Source organism: Hymenobacter sp. DG01, from assembly GCF_006352025.1.
Lineage (GTDB): Bacteria > Bacteroidota > Bacteroidia > Cytophagales > Hymenobacteraceae > Hymenobacter.
Map to the genome: position 1 here is coordinate 13,664 of NZ_CP040937.1, position 26,838 is coordinate 40,501.

Annotated in this window: 28 protein-coding genes; 21 read left to right on the forward strand and 7 right to left on the reverse strand. The window is 62.0% G+C overall.

The annotated features are described in order from the left end of the window. Positions 1-13: 13 nt before the first annotated feature. The 21 genes from FGZ14_RS20265 (at position 14) to arsB (ending at position 19,448) form a co-directional block, all read left to right on the forward strand. Complete coding sequence (locus FGZ14_RS20265) at positions 14-700, forward strand: DUF305 domain-containing protein (protein WP_135437032.1); 687 nt, start codon at positions 14-16, stop codon at positions 698-700. A 355-nt stretch (positions 701-1,055) separates the two neighbouring features. Beyond that, positions 1,056-1,466 (forward strand): hypothetical protein, encoded by a 411-nt coding sequence (locus tag FGZ14_RS20270; RefSeq protein WP_135437031.1) that lies wholly within the window; start codon positions 1,056-1,058, stop codon positions 1,464-1,466. 166 nt (positions 1,467-1,632) lie between these two features. Continuing rightward, positions 1,633-2,985 carry an efflux RND transporter permease subunit gene (locus tag FGZ14_RS20275; protein ID WP_245327905.1) on the forward strand — a complete coding sequence of 451 codons (1,353 nt, stop codon included), beginning with the start codon at positions 1,633-1,635 and terminating at the stop codon, positions 2,983-2,985. Further along, complete coding sequence (locus FGZ14_RS20280; protein ID WP_139926181.1) at positions 2,978-4,870, forward strand: efflux RND transporter permease subunit; 1,893 nt, start codon at positions 2,978-2,980, stop codon at positions 4,868-4,870. The genes FGZ14_RS20275 and FGZ14_RS20280 overlap by 8 nt, the downstream gene beginning before the upstream one ends. Positions 4,871-4,882: 12 nt before the next feature. Next, complete coding sequence (locus FGZ14_RS20285; protein WP_167855716.1) at positions 4,883-6,139, forward strand: TolC family protein; 1,257 nt, start codon at positions 4,883-4,885, stop codon at positions 6,137-6,139. Then, positions 6,117-7,517, forward strand: coding sequence for an efflux RND transporter periplasmic adaptor subunit (locus tag FGZ14_RS20290; protein ID WP_135437028.1), 1,401 nt, complete (start codon positions 6,117-6,119; stop codon positions 7,515-7,517). The genes FGZ14_RS20285 and FGZ14_RS20290 overlap by 23 nt, the downstream gene beginning before the upstream one ends. Then, positions 7,510-8,901 carry an efflux RND transporter periplasmic adaptor subunit gene (locus FGZ14_RS20295; protein ID WP_135437027.1) on the forward strand — a complete coding sequence of 464 codons (1,392 nt, stop codon included), beginning with the start codon at positions 7,510-7,512 and terminating at the stop codon, positions 8,899-8,901. The genes FGZ14_RS20290 and FGZ14_RS20295 overlap by 8 nt, the downstream gene beginning before the upstream one ends. A 76-nt stretch (positions 8,902-8,977) precedes the next feature. Continuing rightward, entirely contained in the window at positions 8,978-9,235 is a 258-nt protein-coding gene (locus tag FGZ14_RS20300; RefSeq protein WP_135437026.1) for a heavy metal-binding domain-containing protein, read from the forward strand. A gap of 56 nt (positions 9,236-9,291) precedes the next feature. Then, positions 9,292-9,618, forward strand: coding sequence for a four-helix bundle copper-binding protein (locus FGZ14_RS20305; protein WP_135437025.1), 327 nt, complete (start codon positions 9,292-9,294; stop codon positions 9,616-9,618). 123 nt (positions 9,619-9,741) lie between these two features. Beyond that, the gene (locus FGZ14_RS20310; RefSeq protein WP_135437024.1) at positions 9,742-10,134 is read left to right on the forward strand and encodes a metal-sensing transcriptional repressor; all 393 of its coding nucleotides are present in this window, start codon (positions 9,742-9,744) and stop codon (positions 10,132-10,134) included. A gap of 57 nt (positions 10,135-10,191) precedes the next feature. Further along, on the forward strand, positions 10,192-10,488 hold the full coding sequence (locus FGZ14_RS20315) for a glutaredoxin (protein ID WP_135437023.1): 297 nt from the start codon (positions 10,192-10,194) through the stop codon (positions 10,486-10,488). A gap of 115 nt (positions 10,489-10,603) precedes the next feature. Further along, on the forward strand, positions 10,604-13,006 hold the full coding sequence (locus FGZ14_RS20320) for a heavy metal translocating P-type ATPase (RefSeq protein WP_135437022.1): 2,403 nt from the start codon (positions 10,604-10,606) through the stop codon (positions 13,004-13,006). Continuing rightward, positions 13,003-14,229, forward strand: a complete 1,227-nt coding sequence (locus FGZ14_RS20325) for an MFS transporter (RefSeq protein ID WP_125433326.1) — start codon at positions 13,003-13,005, stop codon at positions 14,227-14,229. The genes FGZ14_RS20320 and FGZ14_RS20325 overlap by 4 nt, the downstream gene beginning before the upstream one ends. 51 nt (positions 14,230-14,280) lie before the next feature. Continuing rightward, on the forward strand, positions 14,281-14,646 hold the full coding sequence (locus FGZ14_RS20330; protein ID WP_125433327.1) for a heavy-metal-associated domain-containing protein: 366 nt from the start codon (positions 14,281-14,283) through the stop codon (positions 14,644-14,646). After that, on the forward strand, positions 14,643-15,338 hold the full coding sequence (locus FGZ14_RS20335) for a cytochrome c biogenesis CcdA family protein (protein ID WP_125433328.1): 696 nt from the start codon (positions 14,643-14,645) through the stop codon (positions 15,336-15,338). Before FGZ14_RS20330 ends, FGZ14_RS20335 begins: the two co-directional genes overlap by 4 nt. A gap of 146 nt (positions 15,339-15,484) precedes the next feature. Then, the gene (locus FGZ14_RS20340) at positions 15,485-15,691 is read left to right on the forward strand and encodes a heavy-metal-associated domain-containing protein (protein WP_125433329.1); all 207 of its coding nucleotides are present in this window, start codon (positions 15,485-15,487) and stop codon (positions 15,689-15,691) included. A 444-nt stretch (positions 15,692-16,135) separates the two neighbouring features. Beyond that, positions 16,136-16,486, forward strand: coding sequence for a helix-turn-helix transcriptional regulator (locus FGZ14_RS20345; protein ID WP_044019299.1), 351 nt, complete (start codon positions 16,136-16,138; stop codon positions 16,484-16,486). A gap of 29 nt (positions 16,487-16,515) precedes the next feature. Beyond that, positions 16,516-16,974: a DUF6428 family protein gene (locus FGZ14_RS20350; RefSeq protein ID WP_044019216.1), complete on the forward strand. Its 459-nt coding sequence runs from the start codon at positions 16,516-16,518 to the stop codon at positions 16,972-16,974. A gap of 72 nt (positions 16,975-17,046) precedes the next feature. Further along, a complete protein-coding gene (locus FGZ14_RS20355) occupies positions 17,047-17,820 on the forward strand; it encodes a metallophosphoesterase (RefSeq protein WP_135437021.1) in 774 nt (257 codons plus the stop codon). Positions 17,821-17,832: 12 nt separating this feature from the next. Then, on the forward strand, positions 17,833-18,327 hold the full coding sequence (locus FGZ14_RS20360; protein WP_044019218.1) for a GNAT family N-acetyltransferase: 495 nt from the start codon (positions 17,833-17,835) through the stop codon (positions 18,325-18,327). 14 nt (positions 18,328-18,341) lie between these two features. Beyond that, positions 18,342-19,448, forward strand: a complete 1,107-nt coding sequence (arsB, locus tag FGZ14_RS20365; protein WP_052381916.1) for an ACR3 family arsenite efflux transporter — start codon at positions 18,342-18,344, stop codon at positions 19,446-19,448. Between the two features lie 96 nt (positions 19,449-19,544). On the opposite strand, the gene FGZ14_RS20370 is transcribed toward arsB, so the two are convergent. From FGZ14_RS20370 to FGZ14_RS20400, 7 genes are all read right to left on the reverse strand, one after another. Then, positions 19,545-19,757, reverse strand: coding sequence for a hypothetical protein (locus tag FGZ14_RS20370; RefSeq protein ID WP_044019220.1), 213 nt, complete (start codon positions 19,755-19,757; stop codon positions 19,545-19,547). Between the two features lie 42 nt (positions 19,758-19,799). Continuing rightward, on the reverse strand, positions 19,800-20,048 hold the full coding sequence (locus FGZ14_RS20375; protein WP_052381937.1) for a GDCCVxC domain-containing (seleno)protein: 249 nt from the start codon (positions 20,046-20,048) through the stop codon (positions 19,800-19,802). Positions 20,049-20,060: 12 nt separating this feature from the next. Continuing rightward, positions 20,061-20,684 (reverse strand): mercuric transport protein MerTP, encoded by a 624-nt coding sequence (gene merTP, locus FGZ14_RS20380; protein ID WP_139926182.1) that lies wholly within the window; start codon positions 20,682-20,684, stop codon positions 20,061-20,063. Then, entirely contained in the window at positions 20,681-21,049 is a 369-nt protein-coding gene (locus FGZ14_RS20385) for a metalloregulator ArsR/SmtB family transcription factor (protein ID WP_139926183.1), read from the reverse strand. The genes merTP and FGZ14_RS20385 overlap by 4 nt, the downstream gene beginning before the upstream one ends. A gap of 231 nt (positions 21,050-21,280) precedes the next feature. Then, positions 21,281-22,576: a type II toxin-antitoxin system HipA family toxin gene (locus FGZ14_RS20390; RefSeq protein WP_139926184.1), complete on the reverse strand. Its 1,296-nt coding sequence runs from the start codon at positions 22,574-22,576 to the stop codon at positions 21,281-21,283. Continuing rightward, a complete protein-coding gene (locus FGZ14_RS20395) occupies positions 22,570-22,905 on the reverse strand; it encodes a helix-turn-helix transcriptional regulator (RefSeq protein ID WP_125433335.1) in 336 nt (111 codons plus the stop codon). Before FGZ14_RS20395 ends, FGZ14_RS20390 begins: the two co-directional genes overlap by 7 nt. A gap of 176 nt (positions 22,906-23,081) precedes the next feature. Further along, the gene (locus FGZ14_RS20400; protein WP_139926185.1) at positions 23,082-26,831 is read right to left on the reverse strand and encodes a dsDNA nuclease domain-containing protein; all 3,750 of its coding nucleotides are present in this window, start codon (positions 26,829-26,831) and stop codon (positions 23,082-23,084) included. Positions 26,832-26,838 lie beyond the last annotated feature (7 nt).

Here is a 26,838-nt window from a genome sequence, read left to right on the forward strand (position 1 = left end):
ATCAATTCTTATCATGAAACCGCACCTTGTTCTTGTGGCCGGCTTATTGGTCGGCAGTCTGGTCGCCGCCAGCTGCAGCTCCCGGCACGATTCCGACGAATACGAGCAGAAGGACCAAGCCGGAGCCAAGACGAAGCCGGTGCCGGCACCCGTGAAGCGGCCGACCTCCCTGCGTGACACCGTACAGTTGCTGATGCAACAGCTCGACACGGTGCGTCGCATCGGCTGCTGGGACGAGGACTTTGCCCGCGTCATGACCGTGCACCACGCCGGGGCTCAGCGCCTGGCCGCAGTGGAAATAGCGCAGGGCAAGGATTCAACCCTGCAGGCCATGGCGAAGCACGTGCTTAAAGGCCATGAGCGTGACAACCACGTCCTCACGCTGGCCCTTACCCGCGAGCCGCCGGCGGGACAAGAATACCGCCCGGACAATACCAAAGACCCATTTGTGCGGCGGATGACGGCCGCCCTAGCGCCCCTACGGGAGTTGCCGCCCGCTACGGGCAGCATTGATGCTGATTTTGCCACCCTCATGCAGCTCCACCACCAGAGCGGCGTAGCCTTAGCGCGGGTGGAGCTGTCTTTCGGCCGCAATGAGGAGGTCAAAGCCGCTGCCCGCAACATTGTTCGGGATGAGCAAGTGGAGGTCAAGCAGTACCAGCGCTGGCTGAAGGCCCATGCCTTGGCGCCCTCCAACTAACTACTTCTTGCTCTTGATGCTGCTCAACATTCCGAATGCTGTTGCCTCAACCTGCCCCCTGCTAAGCTTTCCCCTGCTGCTGGCCCGTTATGATAGCCGGAGCATCCCTGCGCAGCTGTGTGGCGCACGCCGGGCCCACAGCCGCGCAGGGCTAGCAGGCACTTTGCAGCCGGCGTCAGTTTGTGTGCCAGTAAGCTTTTTATTTAGGCCATACTGGCGTGTTCAAAGCCAGTTCCCTTAAAATAAGACATAGGCGTCCCTGCGAGGCGCCTCGTAATTGTGCACTTTCCCGGACAAATACTGTTCATAACCTGCGGGTGTAGTTCCCGTACTTTGCAGTCCACCTTGGCCCAGTATGGGTCGTCTTTGCGTGAAGCGTTTCGCCAGTCTGTTTCTGCTCTTTAGCTACCTGCTGTCCAGCCCCGGACTGGTGTACAGCATGCACTTCTGTGGCCAGGAGCTGACGGCGGTTTCGGTGGCGCAGGACGGCGACACGAACTGCTGCTGCCAGGATACGGGCAAGCCGGCTTCGGGCTGCTGCCACGACCAGAAGGTAAGCAGCGCGCTCAAGGACGTTAAGCTTTCGGCCGCCCACTTCCAGCTGCAGGCCCCCGACGCGGTGCCGGCCCCGGCCGTGCTGCGGCTGGTGTGGCAGCTCGCGCAAGTGGCTTACCCTGCCGATGAGCCGGCCGCTGATTTGCTGGCCCACGCGGCCCCGCCGCCCGAATGCCCGGCCTACGTGCGCGGGCACGCCTTTTTAGTCTAGCTTTTCAGGTTGCTTTGTTCCCCACGCCGGTCGGCGCTGGGGCTTTGGTGCGTCCGGCCCCGGCGGTTGGGCCGCACCCGCGTCCGGGCACTACTGCCACGGGGCCTGCCGATGTCCCGTTACGGGTTTCCGGTTGGCCGGCGCTTCTCCCTATTGCTGTTTCTCGATGATAGAGCAACTCATTTCCTTTTCCCTGCGGAATCGGGTGCTGGTGCTGCTGGTCGCCGCCGGCCTCCTCGTGTGGGGGGCGTTTTCGGTGCGGGCCAGCAAGATTGACGCCATCCCCGACCTGTCCGAAAACCAGGTCATCGTCTTCACCGAGTGGATGGGCCGCAGCCCGCAGATTATGGAAGACCAAGTGACCTACCCGCTGGTCACCAACCTGCAGGGGCTGGCCCAGGTGAAGGCCGTGCGCGCCGCCTCTATGTTCGGCATGAGCTTCGTGTACGTCATCTTCACCGACGACACCGACATCTACTGGGCCCGCGAGCGGGTGCTGGAGCGCCTTAACTACGCCCAGCGCCTGCTGCCGGCCGGCATCACGCCCACCCTGGGGCCCGACGGCACCGGTGTGGGCCACGTGCTCTGGTACACGCTCAACGCCCCCAAGCTCGACTTGGGTGAGCAACGCGCCCTCCAGGACTGGTATGTCAAGTTCGGGCTGCAAACCGTGCCTGGTGTGAGCGAGGTAGCCAGCTTCGGTGGCTTCCAACCCGAGTACCAGGTGACGGTAGACCCCACCAAGCTTACTTACTACAACGTGACACTACCGCAGGTGCTCGCGGCCGTGCGCAGTAACAACAATGAGGCCGGCGGCCGCAAGTTCGAGCAGGCCGGCATCGGCTACATCATCAAAACCAGCGGCTACATCCAGGACGTGGCCACGCTCGAAAACGTGCCGGTGCTCACCCGGCCCGGTGGGGTGCCGCTGCGCCTCAAGGACCTGGGCACGGTGCAGATGACGGGCGAAAGCCGCCTGGGCATCTTCGACCACAACGGCGAGGGCGAAGCCGTGGGCGGCATCGTGGTGATGCGCTACGGCGAGAATGCCGACGACGTCATCACCCGCGTCAAAGCCAAGATGACGGAGGTGGCCAAGGGCCTGCCGGCGGGCGTTTCCTTCAACCTCGTCTACGACCGCAGCGGACTGATTGAGGAGTCGGTGGCCAACATCAAGCACACGCTGCTGGAAGAAATGGCCGTGGTGTCGCTGGTGGTGCTGGTGTTCCTCTTCCACTGGCGCAGCGCCCTGAGCATCCTGCTGCAAATCCCCATCACCATCGCCACGAGCTTCATTTTACTCAACGCCTTCGGCATCTCCTCCAACATCATGTCGCTCACCGGCATCGCCCTGGCTATTGGCGTCATCGTCGACAACGGCATCGTGATGGCCGAAAACGCCTACCGCAGCCTGGCCCTGCACCAGGCTGCTGAAGAAGCCGCGGCCGCCGGGCCGCCCGGTGCGCCGCCCGTGCCCACTGTTCCTTTTTCCACGCCTGAACCCGTCCGCCATGACTAACGACGAGCGCCTCGCCATCATCGAGAAGTCCAGCCAGCAGGTCTCGCGGGGCATCTTCTTCTCCACCATCATCATCGTGGCTTCCTTCCTGCCGGTGTTCCTACTCACCGGGCAGGAGGGCAAGCTGTTTCACCCGCTGGCCTACACCAAGACCTTTATCCTGCTCATCGACGCCGTGCTGGCCGTCACGCTGGCCCCGGTGCTGCTGTCCTTTTTCATGAAGGGCAAATTCAAGACCGAGGAGCAGAACCCCATTAACCGGGGCCTGGAGCGGGTGTATGCGCCCCTGATAAACTGGTGCCTGACCTGGCGCAAGACGACCATCGCCATCAACCTGGCGCTGCTATCCTTGAGCATCCCACTGCTGCTGAGTTTGGGCACCGAGTTCATGCCCCCGCTGGACGAGGGCTCCATTCTGTTCATGCCCATCACGCAGCCCGACGTGTCCAACACGGAGGTCAAGCGCATTCTGCAGGTGCAGGATAAGATTATCAAGCAGGTACCCGAAGTGGCCGGGGTGCTGGGCAAAGCCGGCCGGGCCAGCACGGCCACCGACAATGCCCCGCTGAGCATGATTGAAACCATCATCCAGCTCAAGCCCCGCAGCGAGTGGCGGGACGGCATGACCAAGGCCAAACTCATCGCCGAGCTCAACGACAAGCTGCAGATTCCCGGGGTGGTGAACGGCTGGACCCAGCCCATCATCAACCGCATCAACATGCTCAGCACTGGGGTGCGCACCGACGTGGGCGTGAAAGTGTACGGCCAGCAGCTAGATACCATTGAACAGGTGTCGCAACGAGTAAGAGCCGCGCTCACCGGCGTGCCCGGCGTGCAGGACCTCTACGTGGACCCCATCACCGGCGGCAAGTACCTACAGATTGACCTTGACCGCCCTCAGCTGGCCCGCTACGGGCTGAGCGTGGACCAGGTGAACGAGGTGGTGGAAACGGCCATCGGCGGGGCGCCCGTGGCCACCACCGTGGAAGGGCGCCGGCGCTTCAGCATCAGCGTGCGTCTGGCCGAAGACTTCCGCAACAGCGTGGCCGCGATGGGCCGCATCCCCATTCAAACCACGGCCTACGGGCCGGTACCGCTCTCCGCGGTGGCCCGGCTGCGCTTTGTCAACGGCCCGCCCATGATTAACTCCGAGAACGCGCAGCTGCGCGGGGCGGTGCTCTTCAACGTGCGCGACCGGGACCTGGGCGGCACCGTGAAAGAAGCCATGCAGCGGGTGCAGAGCATCCAGGGCAAGCTGCCGGCCGGCTACTACCTGGAGTGGAGCGGGCAGTACGAGAACCTGATTAGCTCGCAGCGCACGCTGCTCTTCATCCTACCCATCGTGCTTTTGGTAATATTCGGCTGCCTGTACTTCGCGTTTCACTCGGTGCGGGAGGCGCTGCTGAGTTTGGTCACCATTCCCTTCGCTCTGATTGGCGGGGCCTACATGGTGTATTTCTACGGGGTGCACCTGTCCGTGGCCGTGGCCGTGGGCTTCATCGCCCTGTTCGGGCTGGCTGTGGAAACGGGTGTCATCATGGTCATCTACCTCAACGACGCCATGCAGCAGCTGGTAGCTGCCAAGGGCAATTCCAGCGAGACGATTACGAAGCAGGATTTGCGGGACGCCGTGTTTCACGGGGCGGCCAAGCGACTGCGGCCCAAGCTGATGACGGTATCGGTGGCTTTGTTCGGCCTGGTACCGGTGCTGTGGGCAACGGGCACGGGCTCGGACGTGATGCTGCCCATCGTGCTGCCCATGATTGGCGGGGTGTTCACTTCCTCGACCCACATTCTGCTGGTCACGCCTCTGATTTTTCTCATGACCAAGGAGTACGAGCTGCGCAAGTTCGGCAAGCTCGACGTGCTGGCCGTGAAGCATTAAGCCATGAAAGTCATGTTAGTTACCCTTAGAAACTGTATAATACTAGCGCTGCTGCTCCTGGCCGGGCAGCCGCTCCGGGCGCAGCAGGTGCTGCAGCTGGACTCGGTGCTGCGGGCCGTGGAGCGCCGCAACCCGGCCCTGCGCCAGTACGGCTACCGGGCCCAGGCCAAGCAGGCCGCCGTGGCGGGCGCCAGCAGCTGGGAAGCGCCCAAGGTGAGCGCCGGCTACTGGATGACGCCCTACAACCAGCGACCCATCAAGGAGATGAACAACGGCCAGGGCGAGGGTATGCAGATGGTGTCCGTCGAGCAGATGATTCCCAACCCGGCCAAACAGCGCGCTAAGCGGGAGTACCTGGCCGGCCAAGCCGCCGTGGACCAGGCCGACCAAACGGCGATGTTCAACCAGCTGCGGGCGCAGGCCCGCAGCCTCTACTACGGCCGGGTCATTCTGGAGAAGAAGCTTAAGGTGCTTGACGAAAGCGAGGAGCTGCTGGCTTTCCTGCTGAAGGTGGCGCAGGCCCGCTATCCTTACAACCAGAGCACCTTGGGCAGTATCTACCAGGCCCAGGCACGGGTGGCGATGCACGGCAACGACCACGCGCAACTCTACGGGCAGCTGCGCCAGACCACCATCGCCCTTAACACGCTCATGGCCCGCGACCCGGAAGGCGAGTTTGCGGTGGATACGCTGCTACCTACCTCCTTCGCGGGGCCTTATCCCGACACAGCCGCGCTGTCCCGCCGGCGCAGTGACGTGCGCAGCCTCGACCGCTCGCTGGCCGTGCTGCGCCTCAACCAAAACGTGGAAGCCAACCGCCGCCGGCCCGACTTTGGCGTGCGCTACGACCACATGAACGGCATTGGGGTTACGCCCAATCAGTTCACCGTGATGGGCATGGTCTCCATCCCCATTGCCCCCTGGGCGGCCCGCGAGTACAAGGCCAACACCGCCGCGCTCGGCTACGAGGCCCAGGCTGTGCAGCAGCAGCGGGCCAGCCTACTCACCGAAGCGGCCGGCCGCATCACCACCCTGCAGTCGGACTTACGCACCAAGCGCCAGCAGGTGGAAAACTACGAAAAGGGCATCCTGCCCGCCCTGCGCAAGAATTACCAGGTGACGCTGCTCGCCTACCAGCAGAACACCGCCCAACTACCAGCCGTGGTCGAAGCCCTGGAAACCTGGCTGCAAACCCGCCTGCAATACCTCGATACGCAAACTGAACTCATGAACTTACACGTGCGCTATGACCAGGAACTGGAGCAATAAACTGCGCTGCGCGACATGGTGCGTGCTCGTGCTGGCGCTGCTGGCTGGCTGCAAAGGCAAGGCCCACGGCCCGGCCGCGCAGGCCCCGGCGCAGCCCGAGGCCACGGCCGGGGCGCAACTGTACACCTGCTCGATGCACCCGCAAATCGTGCGCGACGCCCCCGGCCAGTGCCCCATCTGCGGCATGGACCTGGTGCCCAAAGCCAACGGCGAAGCCCAAGACGCTGCTGACACGGCCGGGGCCGACTTGGACCACCTGGTTACCTCCCCCAATGGCTCCGTGGTGTCGGCCATCGCAACCGTGCGCCCAACCTCGGGGGCCGCTTCGGATACGCTTTCCCTGCCTGGCGTAGTCGACTATGACCCGCGCCGGAGTCGGGCCGTGGCCGCCCGCGTGGGGGGCCGCATCGAGCGCCTGCTGGTGCGCTTCAACTACCAGCCCGTGCGCAAAGGCCAGACGCTGCTGGAGCTCTACAGCCCCGAGCTGGTGACGGCCGAGCAGGAATACATCTTCTTGTTGGGCAACGACGCTGACAATACGGTCCTTGTCAATGGAGCCCGGCAAAAGCTGCGGCTGCTGGGCTTGAGTGAAGGCCAGCTGCGCGCCCTGGCCCGCACCCGGCGGCCCGACTACCGGGTGGCCGTGTTCAGCCCCTACGACGGGTACGTGGTCGAAAACACGGTGGCCGCGGCATCCCTAGCCCCGCCTTCCTCCGCCGGTATGCCCGAAGCCAGCGCCCCGGCGGGGGGCATGGGCAGCGCCTCGGCTATGAGTCCAGGAGCGGATGCAGCAACAGCAACGGCCGCACCTTCCGCTCCAACCCCGGCCCTCACGCTCCAGGAAGGAGGCTACGTGAGCACCGGGCAGACCTTGTTTCAGGTGGTGAACACCGCGCAGGTCTGGGGGCTGTTTCAGCCCGGGCCCGGCGAACTCGGGCAGATGCGGCCGGGCCAAATGCTGCAGGTAACGGTGCCTAGCGACCCAACCCATTCCATAACGGCCCGCGTGGAGCTGGTCGAGCCTACCTACCGGGCGGGAGCCAGTACGCCGGCCGTGCGCGTGTCCTTGCCCAACCCTCGGGGTCTGCTGCGGCGCGGCACCCGCCTCACGGCCCGGCTGTCGAGCCCTACCGCCAGCGGCTGGTGGCTGCCCCGTGCCGCTGTGGTGGACCTGGGTACCCGGCAGGTGGCCTTTGTGCGGCGCGGCCGCACGTTCGTGCCTGTCACCGTACTGGTGGGCCAGCGTACGGCCGCGCAGGTACAAATCAGGCAGGGCCTGAGCGGCACCGAAGCCGTGGCGGCCAACGGCCAGTACCTGGTCGACAGCGAAAGCTTCCTGCAAACTTCTTCCACCCCATCAGATGCTACCCATGAATAGCCTACAAACCTTTTGGCGGCTTTCTACTGCCCGTTGGCTGCTGATGCTGCTGGTGGCCCTAAGCAGCGCGGCTTGCCAGAAAACCAAGCCCGCTAACGAGGGGGCCGTGGGGGAGAAAGTGTACTACACCTGCTCCATGCACCCGCAGATTCACGAGGACGCCCCCGGAAAGTGTCCCATCTGCGGCATGGAACTGATAGCGGTGAAGACGGGGCCAGTAGTCAAAAAGGCTGCTGCCAGCCCCACCGCGTACACCTGCCCGATGCACCCGCAGGTACATCAATCCAAACCCGGCCTCTGCCCCATCTGCGGCATGGACCTGGTGAAACAGGCCGGGCATCCGACTCCGGCGGGAAGCGCAGGGGCCAGCGGCGCGGACCTGACGCTGACCGCGCAGCAGGTGACGCTGGGTAACATTCACGCGCAGGTTATCGGGACCAGCCCGTTGGAGCTGCCCGCTCCTACCGTGCTCACCGGCACCGTAACGACCGATGCCCTCCAAACGGAAAGCGTGAGCAGCCGGGTAGCCGGGCGCATCGAGCATTTGTACGTACGCCAGACCGGGCAGCCGCTACAACGAGGTGAACCCCTGTTTTCCGTGTACAGCGAGCAGCTGCAGGCGCTGCAGCAGGAGTACCTGCTGGCCCTGGCTCAAAGCCGCGAGCAGGGCGGCGCCTACCGTCAATTCGCCGAAGCTACCGGCCAGAAGCTCCGCCTCTTGGGTCTGACTTCCGTCCAGCTCCGGCAGCTGGCCACTCGGGGCCGGCCCAACCCGGTGGTCACGTACTACAGCCCAACCACCGGCACCGTGCAGGCGCTCGACGTGGTACAGGGCCAGTATGTGACCGAAGGCAGCCCCCTGGTGACGCTCACCAATTTGACCACCGTGTGGGTCGAAGCGCAGCTCTATCCGCAGGACATGGCCCAACTGCCGCTGGGCCAAAGCGTCACGGTGCAGGTGGCTGGAGAGCCCGGCGCACGCCGTGGCAAAGTTGTCTTTCTGAGTCCCGAACTCAGTGGCAGCAGCCAGGTCACCCTGGCCCGCATCCAGCTGGCTAACCCCGGAGGCCGTCTACTACCCGGGGCTCAGGCGAACGTGTTGCTCAATGCTCCAAGGACGGCCGCTACCGCCCAAACCACTTTGCGCGTGCCTGTGGAGGCCCTTATCCGCGACGGCGAGAACAGCTACCTCTGGACGCAAACCGGCGAGCGGCAGTATCGCCGGGTGCGGGTAAGCACGGGCGAGGGCTCGGCCAGCAGCGTACCCGTCACGGCAGGTTTACCGGCCGGAACCAAGGTCGTCGTATCCGGCGCCTACCTGCTGCAAAGCGAATTCTCCCTGCGCCAGGGCGCCAACGACAGCATGAACGGCATGGCCATGTAAGCCATCGAAAACCCAATTCCTAATCCGTTATGGTGCTGCGGTTCAGCACTTTTTTTCATTACCCTCCCCAACATTCATGAAAAAGCTTCTTTTTCTCGGCTTGGTGCTCACCAGCCTTTCCGCCACTCTCTCATCCTGCTCCGATAACAAGGGCACGGCTGAAACCAGCACGGCGGCCGGCACCAACGCCACCTCCGATAGCACCGCCACGCCAAGCGGCAACCCCGGACCGGGCATCGCTGCCGAAACCTATACCTGTACCATGCACCCGGAAATTATTGCCAACGAGCCCGGCAAGTGTCCTAAGTGCGGCATGGACCTAGTGAAAAAATAGAACCCCGAACCAAGCGATTTTTTCATTCTTCTTTCATTCACTTAATCTCCCAACCCATGAACAACCAACATCAGAGTCTGCTCGACGCCCTCAATGCCTGCATCGCCGCCTGCGAGTGGTGCGCTACCGCCTGCCTGCAAGAGCAGGACGTAAAAATGATGGTATCCTGCATCAGCCTCGACCGCGACTGCGCCGACATCTGTGCCCTCACCGCGCGCTTGGTAGCCCGTGGCTCCGTCCACGGTCAGCACCTGCTGCGCGAGTGCGCCGAAGTCTGCAAAGCCTGTGGGGATGAGTGCGCCAAGCACAGCCACATGCAGCATTGTCAGGAGTGCGCTGACGCCTGCCGCCGCTGTGAAGAAGCCTGCCGCGCCGCTATTTAATAGCATACCTAACGCCCTTGCGCGACCTGCAAAAAGGAATGCCTGAACCTGTTTTGGGCATTCCTTTTCTTTTTACTTGACGGACACCCCCGGCGACTTCGTTATTGCTAGAAACCCCTGCCTATGCTTCCCAAAGACCTTACCCGCGACCTGAAAAGCCGCCTCAACATGCTGGCCGGCCAGTTGCAAGGTATCGGCAAGATGCTGGACGCGGAGAACATCGAGCCCGACCAAGTGCTGGTCCAATTCAAGGCCGTCACCAACGGGCTGAGCAGCGCGGAGCACCTGTTGCTGGACGAGGTATTTCGCAAGGGCCTGGCCTTGCAAATCGTGGACGTGGTGGGGGCCTGCCCCGGCGACTGCCAGGACGCCGGGCGCATCGAGGAGCTTCGGCAACAGTTCCCAAACCTGACGGAGGCCGAGCTGACGCAAAAGATGCAGGAGTTGCGCGAGATTGGCGGGCGGCTGGAGCAGCACAATGCGGGCCTGGGGAAAAAAGATGAAAATAAGTCTTGACAGACACCCGGGGGGCCAGCGGAGCTTTGTCTTACTGTTTTCGCTAACCCTTTCCCCATGAAACGCATCATCGAAGTATTCACCGCCGGCTGTCCCTTGTGCAACCCCGTGGTGGAATTGGTCAAAAGCACCGCCTGCGGCAGCTGCGACATCATCACCCACAACCTGACCGAAACGGCTGCCGGCAACCCGGCTCTGCGCCGGGCCCGCCTGCTGGGCGTGCAAACCCTGCCCGCCGTGGCCGTGAACGGCGCCCTGCTGGCCTGCTGCCAGGGCGGCGGCATCACCAAAGAAGCCCTGGAGGCCGCCGGAATCGGCAAAGGGGCCCCCGTGACGGCGGAACCCGCCGCGTAGCACCCTTCCCCATATCTGCTTGCTTTCCCGGGGACCAGTCCCTGATGGAACGCCCTTCTTTCCCGGCTGCCGGCCATGCTCATAAGCGGCCAGTGGCTCCCTTACCCTGTGAGTTATGGCAACCGAAATGGTGCAAATGAAAGTCTCGGGGCTCATGTGCTCGTTCTGCACGATGAGCGTTGAGTCGGCCCTGAAGCGCAACCCCGGCGTGAACAGCGTCATGGTCAACCTCGTGCACGGCATCGTGCTCGTCGAGGCCGACACGGCGCAGATGAGCCGGGAGGAGCTGGCGGTGGCCGTGGAAAAGCTCGGCTACACCGTCTCGGCCACCGAAACGCAGCAGTACAAAAATGACGAGGACCTGTTCGAGGTCATCAAGCAGCGCGGCACCATCGGCATGGTGCTTTCGGCTATCGACCTGCTGGTGGACCCGCTCAACCTTTTCGGCCTGCCGACGCAAACCCGTGGCTATTTCAGCCTGGCGGTGGCCCTGGTGGTGCTGTTCTGGGTGGGCTACCCCATCCTGCGCAAGACGCTCATGGCCCTGAGCCAGCGGGTCATCAACGCCAACGTGCTACTCTCGGCCGGCGCCTGGGGCTCGTTCATCATCGGCAGCCTGTCGCTGACGGATGCGCGCTGGCCCAACTTCCTGCCCGTGGCCGCCTGGCTGATGTCGCTGCACCTGTTCTTCGCCTATTTCAAGCTCGACACCCGCAAAAAGGCCTCCGAGGCTGTGCGCAAGCTGCTCAGCCTACAGCCGCCGCGGGCGCGGGTGATACGCGGCGACCAGGCCGTGGACGTGCTCACCAGCGACGTGGCCGTGGGCGAACTCGTGGAGGTGCGCCCCGGCGAGCGGCTGCCGTTGGACGGCGAAGTGGTGTCGGGGCAGGCCAGCGTGGACGAGTCGAGCTTTACCGGTGAGTCGGTGCCGGCCACCAAGGAAGCGGGGTCCAAAGTCATCGGCGGCACGCTGAACCTGGACGGCGCCCTGCAGGTGCGCGTGACCAAGGTGGGTCTGGATTCCTTCCTCAACCAGGTCGTGCGGCTCATGAGCCAGATTGCCGAGCGCAAACCCCCGGTGGAGCTGCTGGCCGACAAGCTCATGAACTACTACGGCCCCGTAGTCTTTATCGTGGCGGGCCTGGCCTTTGCGGCCTGGGCCTTGCTGACCGGCGACTATAATAAAGCGACGCTTGCATTGGTGACGACCATCATCATGGGCTACCCCTGCGCCCTGGGCATCACCACGCCCATGCTCGCGGCCATTGCCGGCGGCAAGGGCATTTCCATCGGCCTGCTGGTGAAAGCCAGCGAGGTGTTTTATGGCCTTTCCATTGTCGATACGCTGGTGTTCGACAAAACCGGCACGCTCACCTACGGCCGGCCCACGGTCACCGACGTGGAAGTGATTAAGGGCGAGCGCCTGGACGCGCTGGCGCTGCTAGCCGCCGTGGAACGGCAGAGCGAGCACCCGCTGGGGCAGGCCATCGGTTTCTTTGCCAAGAAAGAAGGCGCGGTGGAGCTGGCCACCGAGCAGTTCCGCGCCACGCCGGGCAAGGGCGTTTCGGCCCTGGTCAGCGGCGCGGAGGTGCTAGCCGGCAAGCCCGGGTTTATTCAGGAGCGCGGCGTAACGTTTAGCGCCGCCGTGCAGAGCCGATTGGCGGCCCTCGACGCGGCCGGCAAAACCGTGGTGGTGCTGGCCCGGGGCAGCGAGGTGCTGGCCCTGGTGGCGCTGCAGGACACGCCCCGCCGGGGTGCCGAGCACGTTATGGCCCGGTTGGCGCAGCAGAACATCCGCACGGTCATGCTTACCGGCGACGCCAACGGCGCGGCGCAGGCCATCGGTCGGGTGTTGGGCATCGACGAGATTCACGCTCAATTGCTGCCGGCCGACAAGGTGGCCGTCATTGAAAAGCTGCAGGCGCAGGGCCGCAAAGTGGCCATGGTCGGCGACGGCATCAACGATGCCCCCGCCCTGGCGCAGGCCGAGGTGGGCATTGCCATCGGGGCGGGCACCGACGTGGCCATCGAGTCGGCCGGCGTCATCCTCATCGGCGACCGGTTGGACGACGTGGTCAACGCCCTCGTGCTGGGCAAGGCCAGTTACCGGACCATGACCGGCAACGTGCTCGTGGCCGTGCTCTTCAACGTGGTGGGCATGAGCCTGGCGGCGCTGGGCTACATTACCCCCGTGCTGGCCATTGCGGTGATGATATTCAGCATCTTCGCCATCCTGCTCAACACGCTGCGCATCCGCACTATTAAGCTGGACCGAGGCCAGGAAACTCCCCCCGAGGCAAGCACGCTGGCCCAAGTGGAATTCAGCGTGCCCAACATGGTCTGCGAGGGCTGCGCGGGGGCCATCAGTGCCAAGCTCACCAAGCTGCCCGGTGTGCAGGAAGTGAAACCGAAGGTGGCGCAGAAGCAGGTGTACGTGCAGTACCAGCCAGGGCAAGTCAAGCAGCAGCAGCTAGTGGAAGCGCTGGCCGAATCCGGCTTTACCGCCGTGGAAGTATGAAGCCCGTAGCAGCGACACCCCTTCCCACAACGGCCGCCGCGGTGGCTTCGTCGCCGCGGTTGCTGTGGGCCCTGGCAGCGGCCACGTTCGTGGTCTTTTTCCAGGCCTACATGGTGGCGCCTCTGATTCCGCGCTTGGCCACGCTCTTCGGGGTGGAGGCACAGGCGGTGGGGCTGGCGGTGCCCGCCTACCTAATTCCTTACGGCGTGGCTACGCTGTTTTACGGCCTGCTGGCCGACCGGCTGGGGCCGCCGCGCATCCTGCTCGGCAGTTTGCTGGCTTTCGTAGCACTGACGGCGTTGACGGCCACGGCGTCCTCGGCCAGCGCCCTAGTGGGCTGGCGGCTGGTCACCGGCCTGGGCGCAAGCGGCGTGGTGCCCATGGCGCTGGTGCTCGTGAGCAAGCGCTTTGCCTACGGCGAGCGCGGCCGGGCGCTGGGCTGGCTGTTTGGGGCCATGGCTGGCGGCAGCGCGTTTGGTTCTACGCTGGGCGTGCTGCTGGAACCCTACGTGGGCTGGCGGGCCCTGTTTCTGGGCGTGGCCGCCGCGGGCCTGCTCGTCTGGTTCGTTGTTCGGCGGAGCCTGGTGCCTCCGACCACCCCGGCTCCGCCGCCCGCCGCGCCGTCCCCCTGGCGGGCCGTGGTGGCGGGCTACGGGCAGCTGCTGGGCAGCGGGCGCGGGGCACGTACCTACGTCTACGTACTGTTGAACAGCATTTTCCACGGCGGCGTGTTTACCTGGTTAGCGCTGTATTTCCAGCAACGCTTTGGGCTGGGTGAAATCGGCATCGGGCTGGCGCTGGTGGGCTACGGCCTGCCGGGCTTTCTGCTGGGGCCGTTCATCGGGCGACTAGCCGACCGCTGGGGCCGGCGCTGGCTAATTCCGGCCGGCCTGGCCCTCAGTGCCCTGGCCACGTTGCTGCTGCGGGCTGACCTGCCACTGGCAGTTGCCGTGCTGGCCGTGACGGTGCTTTCCCTGGGCTACGATTTGACGCAGCCGCTGCTGGCCGCCATTGTTACCGACGTGGGCAAGGAGCGGCCCGGGCAAGCCATGGGCCTGAACGTGTTCGCCCTGTTTGTGGGCTTTGGGCTTGGCAGCTGGCTGTTCGGCGAAGCCTTGCGAGCTGGCTTGCCCGCCGCACTGCTCGCTTTCACCGTGTTTGAAGCGGGGCTGGCTCTGGCTGCTACCCACTTGTTTAAATCCGAAACCCGGGCTCCGGCTTAACCGGAGCGCCAACCAGTCTTCTCCGTTTCACTACTTCAACATTCCCTCCCCATGTTCGCATTCAATGCTTCCAAATCCGTCCTGCTGGGCGCCCTGTTTACCCTGAGCCTGGCCACGACGGCCTGCGGGCAGCAAACGCCTTCGCAGGCAGCGCCGGCGGCTAAAACACCCGCCCAGCTCGTGGGCTACACCACCGCCACGCTGCCCATCGAAGGCATGTCCTGCGGCTCGTGCGTATCCAACGTCAAGCAAACCCTCAAGGGCCTCGATGGCATCTCAACGGTCGCCGTGAGCCTGGAGCAGCGCACGGCCACGGTGGCCTACGACCCCCAAAAGGTGAAGCCGGAGCAGATTCAGGCCGCTGTCAACGCCAAGGGCTACAAGGCCGGCGCGCTGACCACCGTCACCGGCAAATGAGCTTAGAAGATTTCCTGCACCAATCGGCCGCTTCGTTGGCCGGGGGCCCGGGTGTCTCCGCGCTGCTGGCCGTAATGGCCGGCGTGGTGGCCTGCAGCGTGTGCCCGTGCTCGCTGCCCGTGGGCCTGGGGCTGGCGGGCCTGGTGAGCACGAACTCCGAAACGGCCAGCAAGCGCAGTGGGCTGCCCGTGGCGGTGGCTTTCTTCCTGGGCATCGTGATGAGTTTGACGGTGCTCGGGGCCGTGGCCGGCCGGCTGGGGGTCATCCTGACCGAGTCCTTCGGGCGGTACTGGGCCCTGGCCATGGCGGGCATTTCGCTGCTGGCCGCGGTCGTGGCGTTTTACGGGCCCTACCTGAAGCCCCACCAGCTGCAAACCCTGCGCAAGCCGGGGCTGAGCGGCACGTTCGTGTACGGCTTCATCTTCAGCCTGGGCACCTCGGCCGCGCCGCTGCTGCTGCTGCTGGCCGTGGCGGCGGGGCAGGCCAGCGTGGGGCGGGGGCTGCTGCTAGCCCTGGCCTTTGGCATCGGGCGGGGCCTGCCGTTCCTGCTGGCCGGCGTGTTTGCCAAGTCGCTGACGGCGCTGGCGCAGTCGACCCGCTGGCGGCGGGGCATTCAGCTGGTGAGCGGCATCGCCCTGCTGTTTGTGAGCGGCTACTACGTGCGGGTGTTCATCAATCTGCTCGACGGCTAAGACACTGCCCTACTATGCAGGGGCGGTGGGGAAGCGAAATCCTGCAACTCCATCGCTCAATTCTGCACTATTTGCGCGCACTCCCCCATCATGCGTGCTGTTATCTATTTGAAGCGGCCACTGCTGGCCCCACCTTCCTTTCTCCCATGAATACGCTTCGCTTTACCACCAACATCAACTGCGCCAACTGCGTCCGCGCGGTAACACCCACTCTGAACGGGGAGCCTGCCATTGCCTCCTGGCAAGTGGACACGGAGAACCCTAGCAAGGTGCTAACCGTGACCACCGACCTAAGCGAGGCGCAGGTCCTGGCGCTTGTGGCCGACGCCGGGTTCCAGGCCGAGAAAGCCTAACCGACGCAACGCTTTTACTTAACGGCGCCCGGTCCGTTCTCCCGCTAACATCATCCGCTGGGCCGGGCTGTTGCGTTTTAACCACCCAGCCAGGAAAGGCAAAGCGTTGATGTTCAGTGCTGCGGTGCTGCTCTCTGGCGGTGTCCTGTTCGGCTTTACCAGCCCGACCGCTGCCGACTGCCCCCTGAAAGGCACCCCCGAGTGCCCCTTGGTGAAAAACTGCCCGGACAAGGGCACGGCCTGCACGTTGGCAGGTGTGCCCGCTTGCTGCACCAAAAAATAGGTAGCTAGTCATTCGCTTGAAATAGGCTTGAGCCGTGTCGTCCATGCAGTTGCGCGGCGCCGGCTCAGGCTTTTTTTTGGCCTTGTGAAAAATATTTTCCTTATGTCGTAAACTTGCGACATACTATGTCGTATATTTACGACATAGTTACTGACCTCTTTATGACAACCGCGAAAACCACGGCCTTTACGACTGAGCAACAGCAGCTGGCCCGCGTGGCCAAAGCCCTGGCTCACCCCGCCCGGGTGGCCATCATTCAGTTGCTGGCCAGTAAGCAAACCTGCATTTCCGGGGACATTGCGGCGGAGTTGCCGCTCTCGCGCACCACCGTCTTTCAGCACCTGCAGGAGCTGAAAGCCCTGGACCTGATTCGCGGGGAAATTGATGGCCTCACCGTCTGTTACTGTTTGAATACCGAACTGCTGCGCCAGGTGCACCAGCAATTCACGGCCTTTTTCATCGAGGCCACGACGAGCGCGGCCTGCGGGCCGGCCGACGCCTGTGGCTGCTAACCATATCCTTCACCAAACCGCTCCAACCCATGAAAATCTCCGAAATGAAGCAGTCCCTGGCCGGACTCGACGCCGTTAACTTCCGCCTGCCCACCGGCGATTACCTGCCATCCCACTTCCACGTGACGGAAGTAGGCTTAGTGAGCAAGCATTTCATCGACTGCGGCGGCGTAGAACGTCGGGAAACCGTGGCCAACTTTCAGCTGTGGGAAGCCGGCGACTACGACCACCGACTGGCCCCACAGAAATTCCTGCACATTCTGAAGCTCTCGGAGAAGATTCTCGGCAGCGAGGACCTGGACATCGAGGTAGAATACCAGCAGGACACCATTGGCAAATTCGGCCTTGCGTTCGACGGCACGGACTTCGTGCTGACGCCCAAACAGACGGCCTGCCTGGCACAGGATGCCTGCGGCATTGCGGAACACCAGATTGCGCTCCCGCAACTGCAAACCGCCTGCTGCACCCCAGGCGGCGGGTGCTGCTAACCGCTCTTAACGGCGCTACCCTACAGGGCAGCGCCGTTTTGCTTAAATCCCCGCATTTCTTCTTCGTTTCTGATGACAATTGCCTTTTTCTCCGACGTGCACGGCAACCTGCCGGCGCTGGAAGCGGTGCTGGCCGATATGGAGCAGCGCCGCCCCGACATGATTTTTTGTTTGGGCGACTTGGTGGGCTACGCCCCCTGGCCCAACGAGGTGGTGAACGAGGTGAGGCGGCGCGGCATCCCGACGCTGGCCGGCAACTACGACCAGGGCATCGGGCTGGCCAGCGAGAACTGCGGCTGCGCCTACAAAACCGATGTGGAAAAGGGACTGGGTGCGCAGAGCATTGCGTACACGAATCACATCGTCGGCCCGGACGAGCGGCGCTACCTACGCTACCTGCCCAAGCACATGCGGCTGGACTTTCAGGAGGAGCCCTACACGCTGAGCCTGCTGATGGTGCACGGCTCCCCACGCAAAATTAACGAGTACCTGTTCGAGGACCGGCCCGAGGCCAGCTTCCTGCGGGTGCTGGCCGATGCCAACGCCGACATCCTGCTATTTGGGCACACCCACAAGCCCTATCACCGCACGTTTGCCTACGAGCACGAGGGTGAAACCCGCTACCGCCACGCGCTCAACATTGGCTCGGTGGGCAAGCCCAAGGACGGCGACCCGCGGGCCGCTTACCAACTGCTGCACTTGGACGAAAACACCCAGCTGACGGACCCTAACAGTGTGCGCTCGGAGCTGGTGCGGGTTGAGTACGACGTGGAGAAGGCAGCGCAGGCCGTCGAGGCCTCGCCGCTGCCCAACGAATACGCGGACATGCTCCGTAACGCCTATTAAACGGATTCTGCCATGACGATTATTCCGATGACGGACGCGCACTGGCCGGCGGTAAAGGCCATTTACGAAGCTGGCATTGCGACGGGAAATGCCACGTTTGAAACGCAGGCACCGGCCTGGGAAGCATGGGATACCGCCCACCTGGGCCATAGCCGGCTGGTGGCGGTGGACGAGGCTGGCACGGTGCTGGGCTGGGCGGCGCTCTCGCCGGTATCGAGCCGCTGCGTGTACGGCGGGGTGGCCGAAATCAGCATCTACATCGGGGCCGAGGCGCGGGGCCAAGGCGTGGGCCGGCAGCTGCTGCAGGCCCTGATTGCGGATTCGGAAGCTCATGGCATCTGGACGCTGCAGGCCGGCACGTTTGAAGAGAATAAAGCCAGCATCGGCCTGCACACGCAGGCGGGGTTCCGGGTGATTGGGCACCGCGAACGAATCGGCCAGCACCACGGCGTGTGGCGCAACACGGTGCAGATGGAGCGGCGCAGCCCGACCGTCGGCATCGCTTAATACAACTGCTTTTTATGACGACTTTGAATCAACATTTGCCCGCCGCGCCGGCTCCGGCCGCGCTGGCGGAAAAGAAACTCTCGGGCCTAGACCGGGGGCTGACCCTGTGGATATTCCTGGCCATGGCGCTGGGCGTGGCCCTGGGCTATATGGTGCCGGGCATCAACGGGGCTATCAACTACTTCTCGGTGGGCACGGTGAACGTGCCGCTGGCCGTAGGGCTGATTCTGATGATGTACCCGCCACTGGCCAAGGTGAAGTATGAGCAGCTGCCGACGGTGTTCAAGAACACGCGCATCATTGGCCTCTCGCTGTTCCTGAACTGGATACTCGGCCCGCTGCTGATGTTCTTTCTGGCTATCTGGCTGCTGCCCGACAAGCCCGAGTACATGATGGGCCTGATTCTCATTGGCATTGCCCGCTGCATTGCCATGGTGCTGGTATGGAACGACCTGGCCGACGGCTCGCGGGAATACGCGGCCGGGCTAGTAGCGCTGAACTCCATTTTTCAGGTGCTGTTTTACTCGGTGCTGGCCTGGCTGTTTATCACGGTGTTGCCGCCCTACTTCGGGCTGAAAGGCTACGCGGTGAACATCGGTATTTGGGACATTGCGCAGAGCGTGCTGGTGTACCTGGGCATTCCGTTCGCGGCGGGTTTTCTCTCGCGCTTGGTTCTGCGCCGGCTGAAAGGCAACGAGTGGTACGAAACGGTTTTTATTCCCGCGATTAGCCCGATTACGCTGGTGGCACTGCTGCTGACCATCGTGGTCATGTTCAGCCTAAAGGGGGAGGCCATCGTGCAGGTGCCGCTGGACGTGCTGCGCATTGCGTTGCCGCTGGCCCTGTACTTCGGCATCATGTTCGTGCTCAGCTTCGCGGCGGGCAAGTACCTGGGGGCCGATTACGCCGAGAATGCCAGCATTGCCTTTACGGCGACGGGCAACAACTTTGAGTTGGCCATTGCGGTGGCCATTGGCGTGTTCGGGCTCAACTCGGGGCAGGCGTTTGCGGGCGTAATCGGGCCGCTGATTGAAGTGCCGGCACTAATTGCACTGGTCAACCTAGCCTTCTGGTTTCGGCGCCGCTGGTACGACGGGAACAGCGTGGCTGCGCAGGCGTAATGGGGGCAGACTATCCAAACAATAAAGCGCCTTACCTCACGAGTCAGGCGCTTTTTTGCGTCCATGCGGCCGCATGGTAACCGCTGCCTAAGAAGCCTACTTTTTAACGGCTTCCGCAGCAGCCGGGGTCACCACGGCGGCCGTGGTTGGCTTTTTGGCGCAGCAGCTGGCCCCGGGCTTCTCGTCCTTCGAGCACTGCATGGTGGCTTCTTTAACCGCTTTTTTGTTCTTTTTGCCGGGTTTGCCGTCATGGGCCGCGGCGCTGCTGATGGTGGCAAACAGGGTCAGGGCAAGCAGGAGATTTTTCATGAGATGGAAAGGTAAAGGAGTGAGTAGGCGAAGGAAAGGCATCTAGCAGCAGCCGCAGGCCCCTGTGCCCTGCTCCTGAATGGGCGGGCAAGGCACCGTGCCGTAGGAGCAGAACACGCAGCAGTCGCCGGCCAGGGGCTTGAGCACGGTGTGGCAGCTGGTGCATTCGTAAAACCACTGGCAGGCGTCGGTGGGCATCTGCTCAGCTTGGGCATGCTGGCAAACCGGACAGGTAAGCACCGACGTCAGCGTGACCAAGGGGGTAGGGGCAGAAGGCGTGAGGGAAATCATAGCCGGGAGCATTTAGCGGGAAGGATTCAGCACCGAATAGCCGGTGCCGTTGATGGCCTTTTCAATCTGGGCCACGGGCGTCACGGCGGCATTATAGCGCACCTGGGCCGTGCCCTGGTCATAGGACACGCGCACGCTCTGCACGCCCGGCAGCTGCTGCACGTCGTGCTCCACGTGGCGGGCGCAGGCCTCGCAGGTCATTCCCCCGATGCGGTAGGAGCTCGTTTGCCACACCGGCGCCGTATTGGTGGCTGTCACCGGTTTGAGTGCCGCCGACGGGTAGAACCGCGCACTGTAGTAGGGAAAGGTCAACAGCAGGCCGGCCAGCACCGTCACGCTGGCCAGAAAGCCGCGTGACTGCATCAAGGAAGGTTTAGCCGGCACGGGGCAGCCACAGTCATCGGCCGCCACGGGCGCGGGCTTGAGTTGTTGGTACCAAGCAAAACTGAGCACGCCCACCGTCAGGGCCACCAGGTAAGGACGCAGGGGCTCCAGCCACGAGAAAGTGGAGGCGACGCCGCCCAGCCCACCAATGATGGCCAGCAGGGGGGTGATGCAGCACAGCGAGGCGGCCAGCGCCGCCAGCACGCCCGTGCTGGCCAGGGACTTGGAGGAAGTGAAAGCGGGCTGGTTCATACGGCAGCGGCAGTCAAGGCGGGTGAAACGGATGATAGCAGCGACTGCACCAATGGCTGATGCGCGGGGGTCAGCGAGTAAAACACGGTCTGGCCCACTTTGCGGGCCTGAATCACCCCGCCGTCCCTGAGCTTGCGCAGGTGCTGGGAGATGGCCGACACATTCATCTGCAGCACATCGGCCAGGTCGCACACGCACAGCTGCTGGTCGAGCAGCAGAAACAGCATCTTCAACCGCACCTCGTTGCCGGCCAGCGCGAGCACGGCCGCCATGGCTTCGATGCCCGGCGCAGCTGCAGCCAGACGCTGCTTGCTGTGTTCAATGTGGGCGGCGTCAGCAAAGACGCGGATGCAGGAAGCAGCCATAACTTTGAGTTTATACAAAGTTATTGTTTTCTTATTTAAGCAAACGCTTAAATAATTAGCGTAAGACAAAGATGAGGTATAGTGAGTAGTTGACTGTCCGTTATTGAATAGCTGCTTCAGCGTGCAAGGAAGACTCAAGACTACTTCCACAACCGGCCGCATTGAAAAACCGGACTACCCTTACGGGTCAGAATTCTTCCTTGGTTTATCCAACAAGGGACCGGCTCCCAACTACTTTACTTGCCGGTGCGCACTGGCAATTGCGGCAGTACGGTCCTCGCTCATGCCGGCCGTGGCGGCAAACTCTGGCCACCGTGCCACCTGTTGCAGCACGTCGTCTATCAGCTCGTCGGCCCCGCGGATGTTCATCTCCCGGGCCACGGCCCGCAGGTCGGCGCGGGTGAAGCCGTCCCGCTTGCCGTTCAGGGCCATCTGGTGCTGGCTGGTCCAGCGGTTACCGGGCTGGTAGGCATAGGCCACGTCGTAGGCCGGGGCTAGCTGCCACTGCCCGGCGGCGTCCATCAAAAACGAGATGTTCTTGGTGTGGTCGTCCTGGTTGCGGGCCACCACGTTGAACACCATCCGCCGGTAGAACTGCTCGGCCGCCGTGTAGGGCAGGCGCAGGTCGCGCATGACCTGAAAGGCCTGCTCGTAGGAGTAGGCGGCGGGCTGGTTGTAGTCGTAGTGGGCCAGCGCGCACAGGGTCTGCGCGTGCAGTTTTTCGCCCGTGGCCGTGCGGTCGAAGCGCCGGGTCATGAAGTGGGCCCGCGGCCCTTCCTCGTAGAGGCGGCACTCGCTCATCTGCAGGCCGCTGGCAGTGGCCATGAGGTAGTAGGCGTACTCCAGCCGCCCGAAATCCTGGGGGTCGGCCAGGGCCTGGTCGCGCACGCCGTCCAGCTTGAGCAGCCAGTAGCCAAAGCCGGGCGGGGCCTTTACCTGGCCCGAGCGCACCTCGCCACTGTCTTCGTTGAAGGCAATGATGGCCTTGGGCCGGGCGCCACCGGCCGAGGTTCCTACAGCTAGTAGGGCCGCCAGTCCGTCGGCCTTCTCGTCGCGCAGGTTGACGTGGAAGGCCTCGCGCTGGCCCACTACCTGCTGCGCCAGCTCGACCAGGGCAGCCACTTCCACGGGCTCAGCCCCCGCCCCGGCCACGTTGCCCACCTGGGGCTCGAATTCCAGGGCACCCATGCCGCGGTTGGCGATGTAGCACAGGCGCTCCACCGGCGAGAAGTCCGTAGCGGCGCGGCCCTGCGTGGCCAGCCAGGCGTCGATGAGCTGGTTGCCGAACCGGTCCGGCAGCGCGTCGGCCAGCAGCCCGGGCAGGCCGTGGTAGGTGTCGGGGTTGAGGCGGGGAAAGGAATACACCTGGCCGGCGCGGGCCGTCAGCGGCATCTGCAGCGGCGCCACGTTCAAGCCGGACTTCACAAAGCCGGGGTCGTAGGCAAACGTGGCCAACGACCGGGCCGCGTCCCAGCGCACGGCGCCGACCAACTGGCCCCACAAGCGAACAAAAGCGAGATCTACCATTCAGCGGGTGGGGGCGGGGGCGGCGTGGATGAAGCCGGCGAGGCGTTGCGGCGCTGCTTTTTGGCGAGGCGGGCCAGCGCGAGGGGGTTGATTTCCGCTTTGGTCACCAATGTATCCAGCAAATCGAGCTGCTCCAGCGTACGCAGCAGCTGCACGAAGGTGAGCAGCGAGGTGGGACGGCCGTGCTCAATCTGGCTCAGGGTGGCCCGGTCGATGCCTGCGGCCTCGGCCACCGCTTGTTGGGACTGGTTGCGGTTGAGCCGAATTTGGCGCAGGCTGCTGCCCAGTTCGCGCAGGATGGCCAAGTCGGAAAGAGAATACCAATTCATGTTGTACAGACGCAACAAAGACGGCCAAATATACCGCGTTTGTTGCGTCTGTACAACACTTTCATTTCTATTTTGCTCGGTAGAACGTGTTGTGTTATACTGCCTTCATCAACTACCCAGTACGCCAGCAACAATCAGTTCCTCTCAACAATATGCTGCTGCTACAATCAGGACAGTCAGCGAATCTGGTTTGAAGTGGTTGGCCCTTCGTATTGATAGTCTTTTATGAGAAGGGGGGAGAAAGGCTCCCGAGAAGCACTCATAATCAGCTCAGCTTGATGCTCAAAACCAACCATAAACATGAAACTCGAGTCAGCAGGTACATTTGCTTGGAAAGCTGCCAACTCTTCGGGCCTATAAACCAGGTTTCTTAGTACAAGAGATTCTTGTACGCCCTCCGTCTCGATGGATAAGTTCATGCGCGCTCCAACGGTAGATAGGCCGATCGAAGCTTGATTATTCTGATAGAAATCCAGCAGCAACTCATAGCCATCTATCCCTTGGTGGTGCTGAGCAAATACCAGAACGATGGCCGCAGGTTCTGCGGGATTGTCCGAATCGCTCACAAAACGTACCGAACGGGCACTCGCCCAGTCCTTCTCAATCAGTCGATTGACGAATTCAGTATTGTCACCTGTAGTTAGCAGAAAAGGGTTGTCCTCGTCCGTATTGTCGGCCTGCAGCCGAAAGCGGACGGACAGTAAATCCCGGATAGCCTCAAAGTTTGGCGTCTGAGACTTGTTTTCCAGTCCGTACGACCGCAACACAAACAACGCATCCATTTCCAGCTGGTCGCTGAATTCTTTGGTTTTGAATGCTTCTAGCGGAAAGACGGTATAGCATTCCTGCTCATCTAATTGCGACATCTTCCCCATGCCAACCCGCAGCGCGTGCTCATACTCTTCCGCAGAGGCGAATTTTCGAGCCTTGAGTTGCCGGGTGACCTTGTACGTAAGCATGTAGTTGGCCATGGCTTGAACAATCTGCCAATCCAGCCAGCCTTCCTCACGAAGCTTTTGCAGCCACTCGTCGTAGCCAGCGCGCTGCTTCAACCGTGTCAGGGTGATATGAATGCAGCGGGTGCTACCTCTGAACCGTTGCCGGATGTGGTCGATGGCTTGCTCGCGGCTGTACTTACTGCTGATGTCGCTTCTCCATTGCAGCGCCTCGCGCTCAGCCGGCAAGCTGGGCAACGCAGATCCTGGCAACGCAGATCCTGCTTTGTGATTTTTATGCCGCAGCGCATTATACCGTTTAGCAGATAGGAAATACCGGTACATGCGTTGGTAGGCATTCGCAAATAAGTTTTTGGTAGCCAAGCCGCTTTTTTCAAACAGGGCTACGTAAGCCGCCTCAAACTCAGCATGCGGCAGCACACTCATTTCGTCGAGAACGGCCATTAAAGTGGCCGAAACATTCACGGTCGCTCGCTTGATTTGTTCCGGGTCGGGACTGTCAAAGTGCCGCAGCGCTATTTCCCACGCGTATCGCTTGTTGGAAGGGAGCCGCTTAGGAGCCCGCCACTTTTTGGCATCGGTCAGGTGTAGCTCCACCTCTCCCTTGGGGAGGTGGAAGTCGACTTTTGAAAGGGCCACTTCCGCTACCAGGATTTGTAGCTGGGCGGCAAACTCCTCGGCCATGGGTACCACCCGGTATGTATTAGAGAAAGTAAGGCGCCACAGCGAGCCCAGAGCGCGAAATACAATGGTTCGCTCCGCTCCCCCATCGCTGAGCGGCGAGTCGATAAGTTTCCGGGTCAAGAGTTGAGGCAGTTCCGCTGCTGGTACGTTCGCCCGGTAAGACTCCAGGCAAGGAGTTATCAACTGATCCCGTATTTCCGCTGGGTAGGAATCGAGCTGCTTTTGAACCAAGTCGTTAAATGAAGCGGACACCTGTGGGGCTGCGTATACGAGCAAAGAGAATTCTCCCACGGCATGCAGCGCGGTAGGTTCTTTTCTCAAATCCAGCTCTTCCGGGTCGAGGCTATAGCGCATTTGGATATAGCCTTCAAAATTGGCCGTCGCACCCAGCCAGGCACCTTGCTGAAAATCAGCGTGAAAAACCAGGGCAAGGGCCTCGGGTACCTGCGCCGACAACTTGCCTCCGTCGCTTTGGGCACACACCCACGCAGCACCAAGCGCATAATATTTCGCGGCCAGGTTCAAGCCTAACGACAGATAGAGGTGCGCTATTTGCCGCAGGGCCAGCATAAAGCCTTCGGCCGCTTCTTTGTTATTCCATAAATCCTTGGCGCTGTGAAAATCACGAAGCGCCAACAACGTATAAGCCGGCTTGTCTTGGCGTAAATATTCGGCACCCTTTGCTACCAACGCTTTTGCCCGGCGGTGAGCACCGCTGCGCTCGTCCACAAACGGCGCAAGCTGCAGGTTGATTTCCCGCAATTCGTCAATCATCGGCTCGTATTCGATGAGGCCGGCCCTCACCAAAATCAGGGTGTATACATCCAGCTGTTCGCTAAGGTGGGTAACATTGAAGTGGTCTGCCCGAGGCAGCTGGGCCACTAACTCCTTCGCCAGGGGCTGCAAGGCAGCTATTTTCTCGGCCACGTTGTGGGACCTGATAGCGAAGAATTGATTGGCAATGTGACACGTCAGCAGTCGGCAGCGCGCGCTGGGTGTGGGAGCCGTGGCCAGCGCATCAGCTAAGGCATCACCAAAGCCTTTAAGCCACGCGATAATTTCTGCCTTGTTGACGCCGGTGCGGCGGAGCCGGTAAGCGCTGACGACCAGAAACAGCAGGCTTTGCGCATTTTCAAACTCAGCAGGGTCCTTGAAAACACGGAAATCTTCGAAATAAAACCGGATATACTCCTCGCTGCCCTGCATGGTCCCACTCGGCGGCGTAAAGTAGCCAGTGGGCCGCATCTGAAGAAAAAGGTACTCATACACGGCACTCCGCCGCAGGCTGGGCAAGGCCTTTTTCTGGCTGATATAGCCGCGCAGCATGGCCTGCCAAAAACCGGTGTGCCCAGCAAGGCTATCCTCCCAACGGCAATAATTTGCGGCGTTGATTATCTCCAGCAACTCTCCTGGATAAAGCATTCCTGCAGGTGCCGCAGGTTGCCACTTTTCAAACACACCCAAATACCATTGTTCATCGGCTGAGCCGCCTGCCAGGATATGGTGCTCCATTTCGGCCAGCGTAAGGGCTCGGTCGGCCGGGTCCGGTGCCGCTGATTTCAGCGAGACTACCTGATGCAGAATGCCAATCAGGGCGTGTTGGCGGCTATCCGAAAGTTTAAAGGGCAGTTCTTTCACCAAGTCCTCCACCCCCGTTAAGGCCGAGGCGAACTCGACGCTGGGGTCAATTCCCGCAAACTCCCAACGGATGCAGCGGGTGAAGTCTTGCCATTCCTTTTCCTGAATTTTCGAAAGTACCAGCAGCGCATCGGCAATCGTAGCAGGGTCTTCGCTCTCGGCAAGCTTGGCTGCTTGGGCCTTGATATACGCCGTTACAAACGACTTTACTTTGGCACTGCACTCGGCCAAAAGCTCGCCGGATGGGCTAGCCTGGCCTGCCGCCCAGCGCTGTAGCAAGTCAGCTTCGTTATCTCCTCGGCTGGCGGATACGCTCGAATTGGCTTCAAATACAAATTCCTTGTTCCAGTCCTGATAGTCAGACTTAACATGCAGCATAAAGAAGTGGGCAATTGCCTTTTGCACCTCTTCACTCTTGAAGGAAAAGTTTGTTTTGTACAGCTTTACCTGCCTGAACTTGGCATTCTTGATGCTATCGTTTCGCTGGAAAATGTCTTCTTCATAGTCGCAATAGATAACCTCATCTACATTGTTCAGGTAGTTAGTTAACCAAGTTTGAAGGGTCTTGATAATTTGATACTGAAAGCCCCTCACACCAAAAGTAGCATCGGTGTTTTTGGAGAAAAGGTAGAGTTTTGTAATGCTCATATAAGAT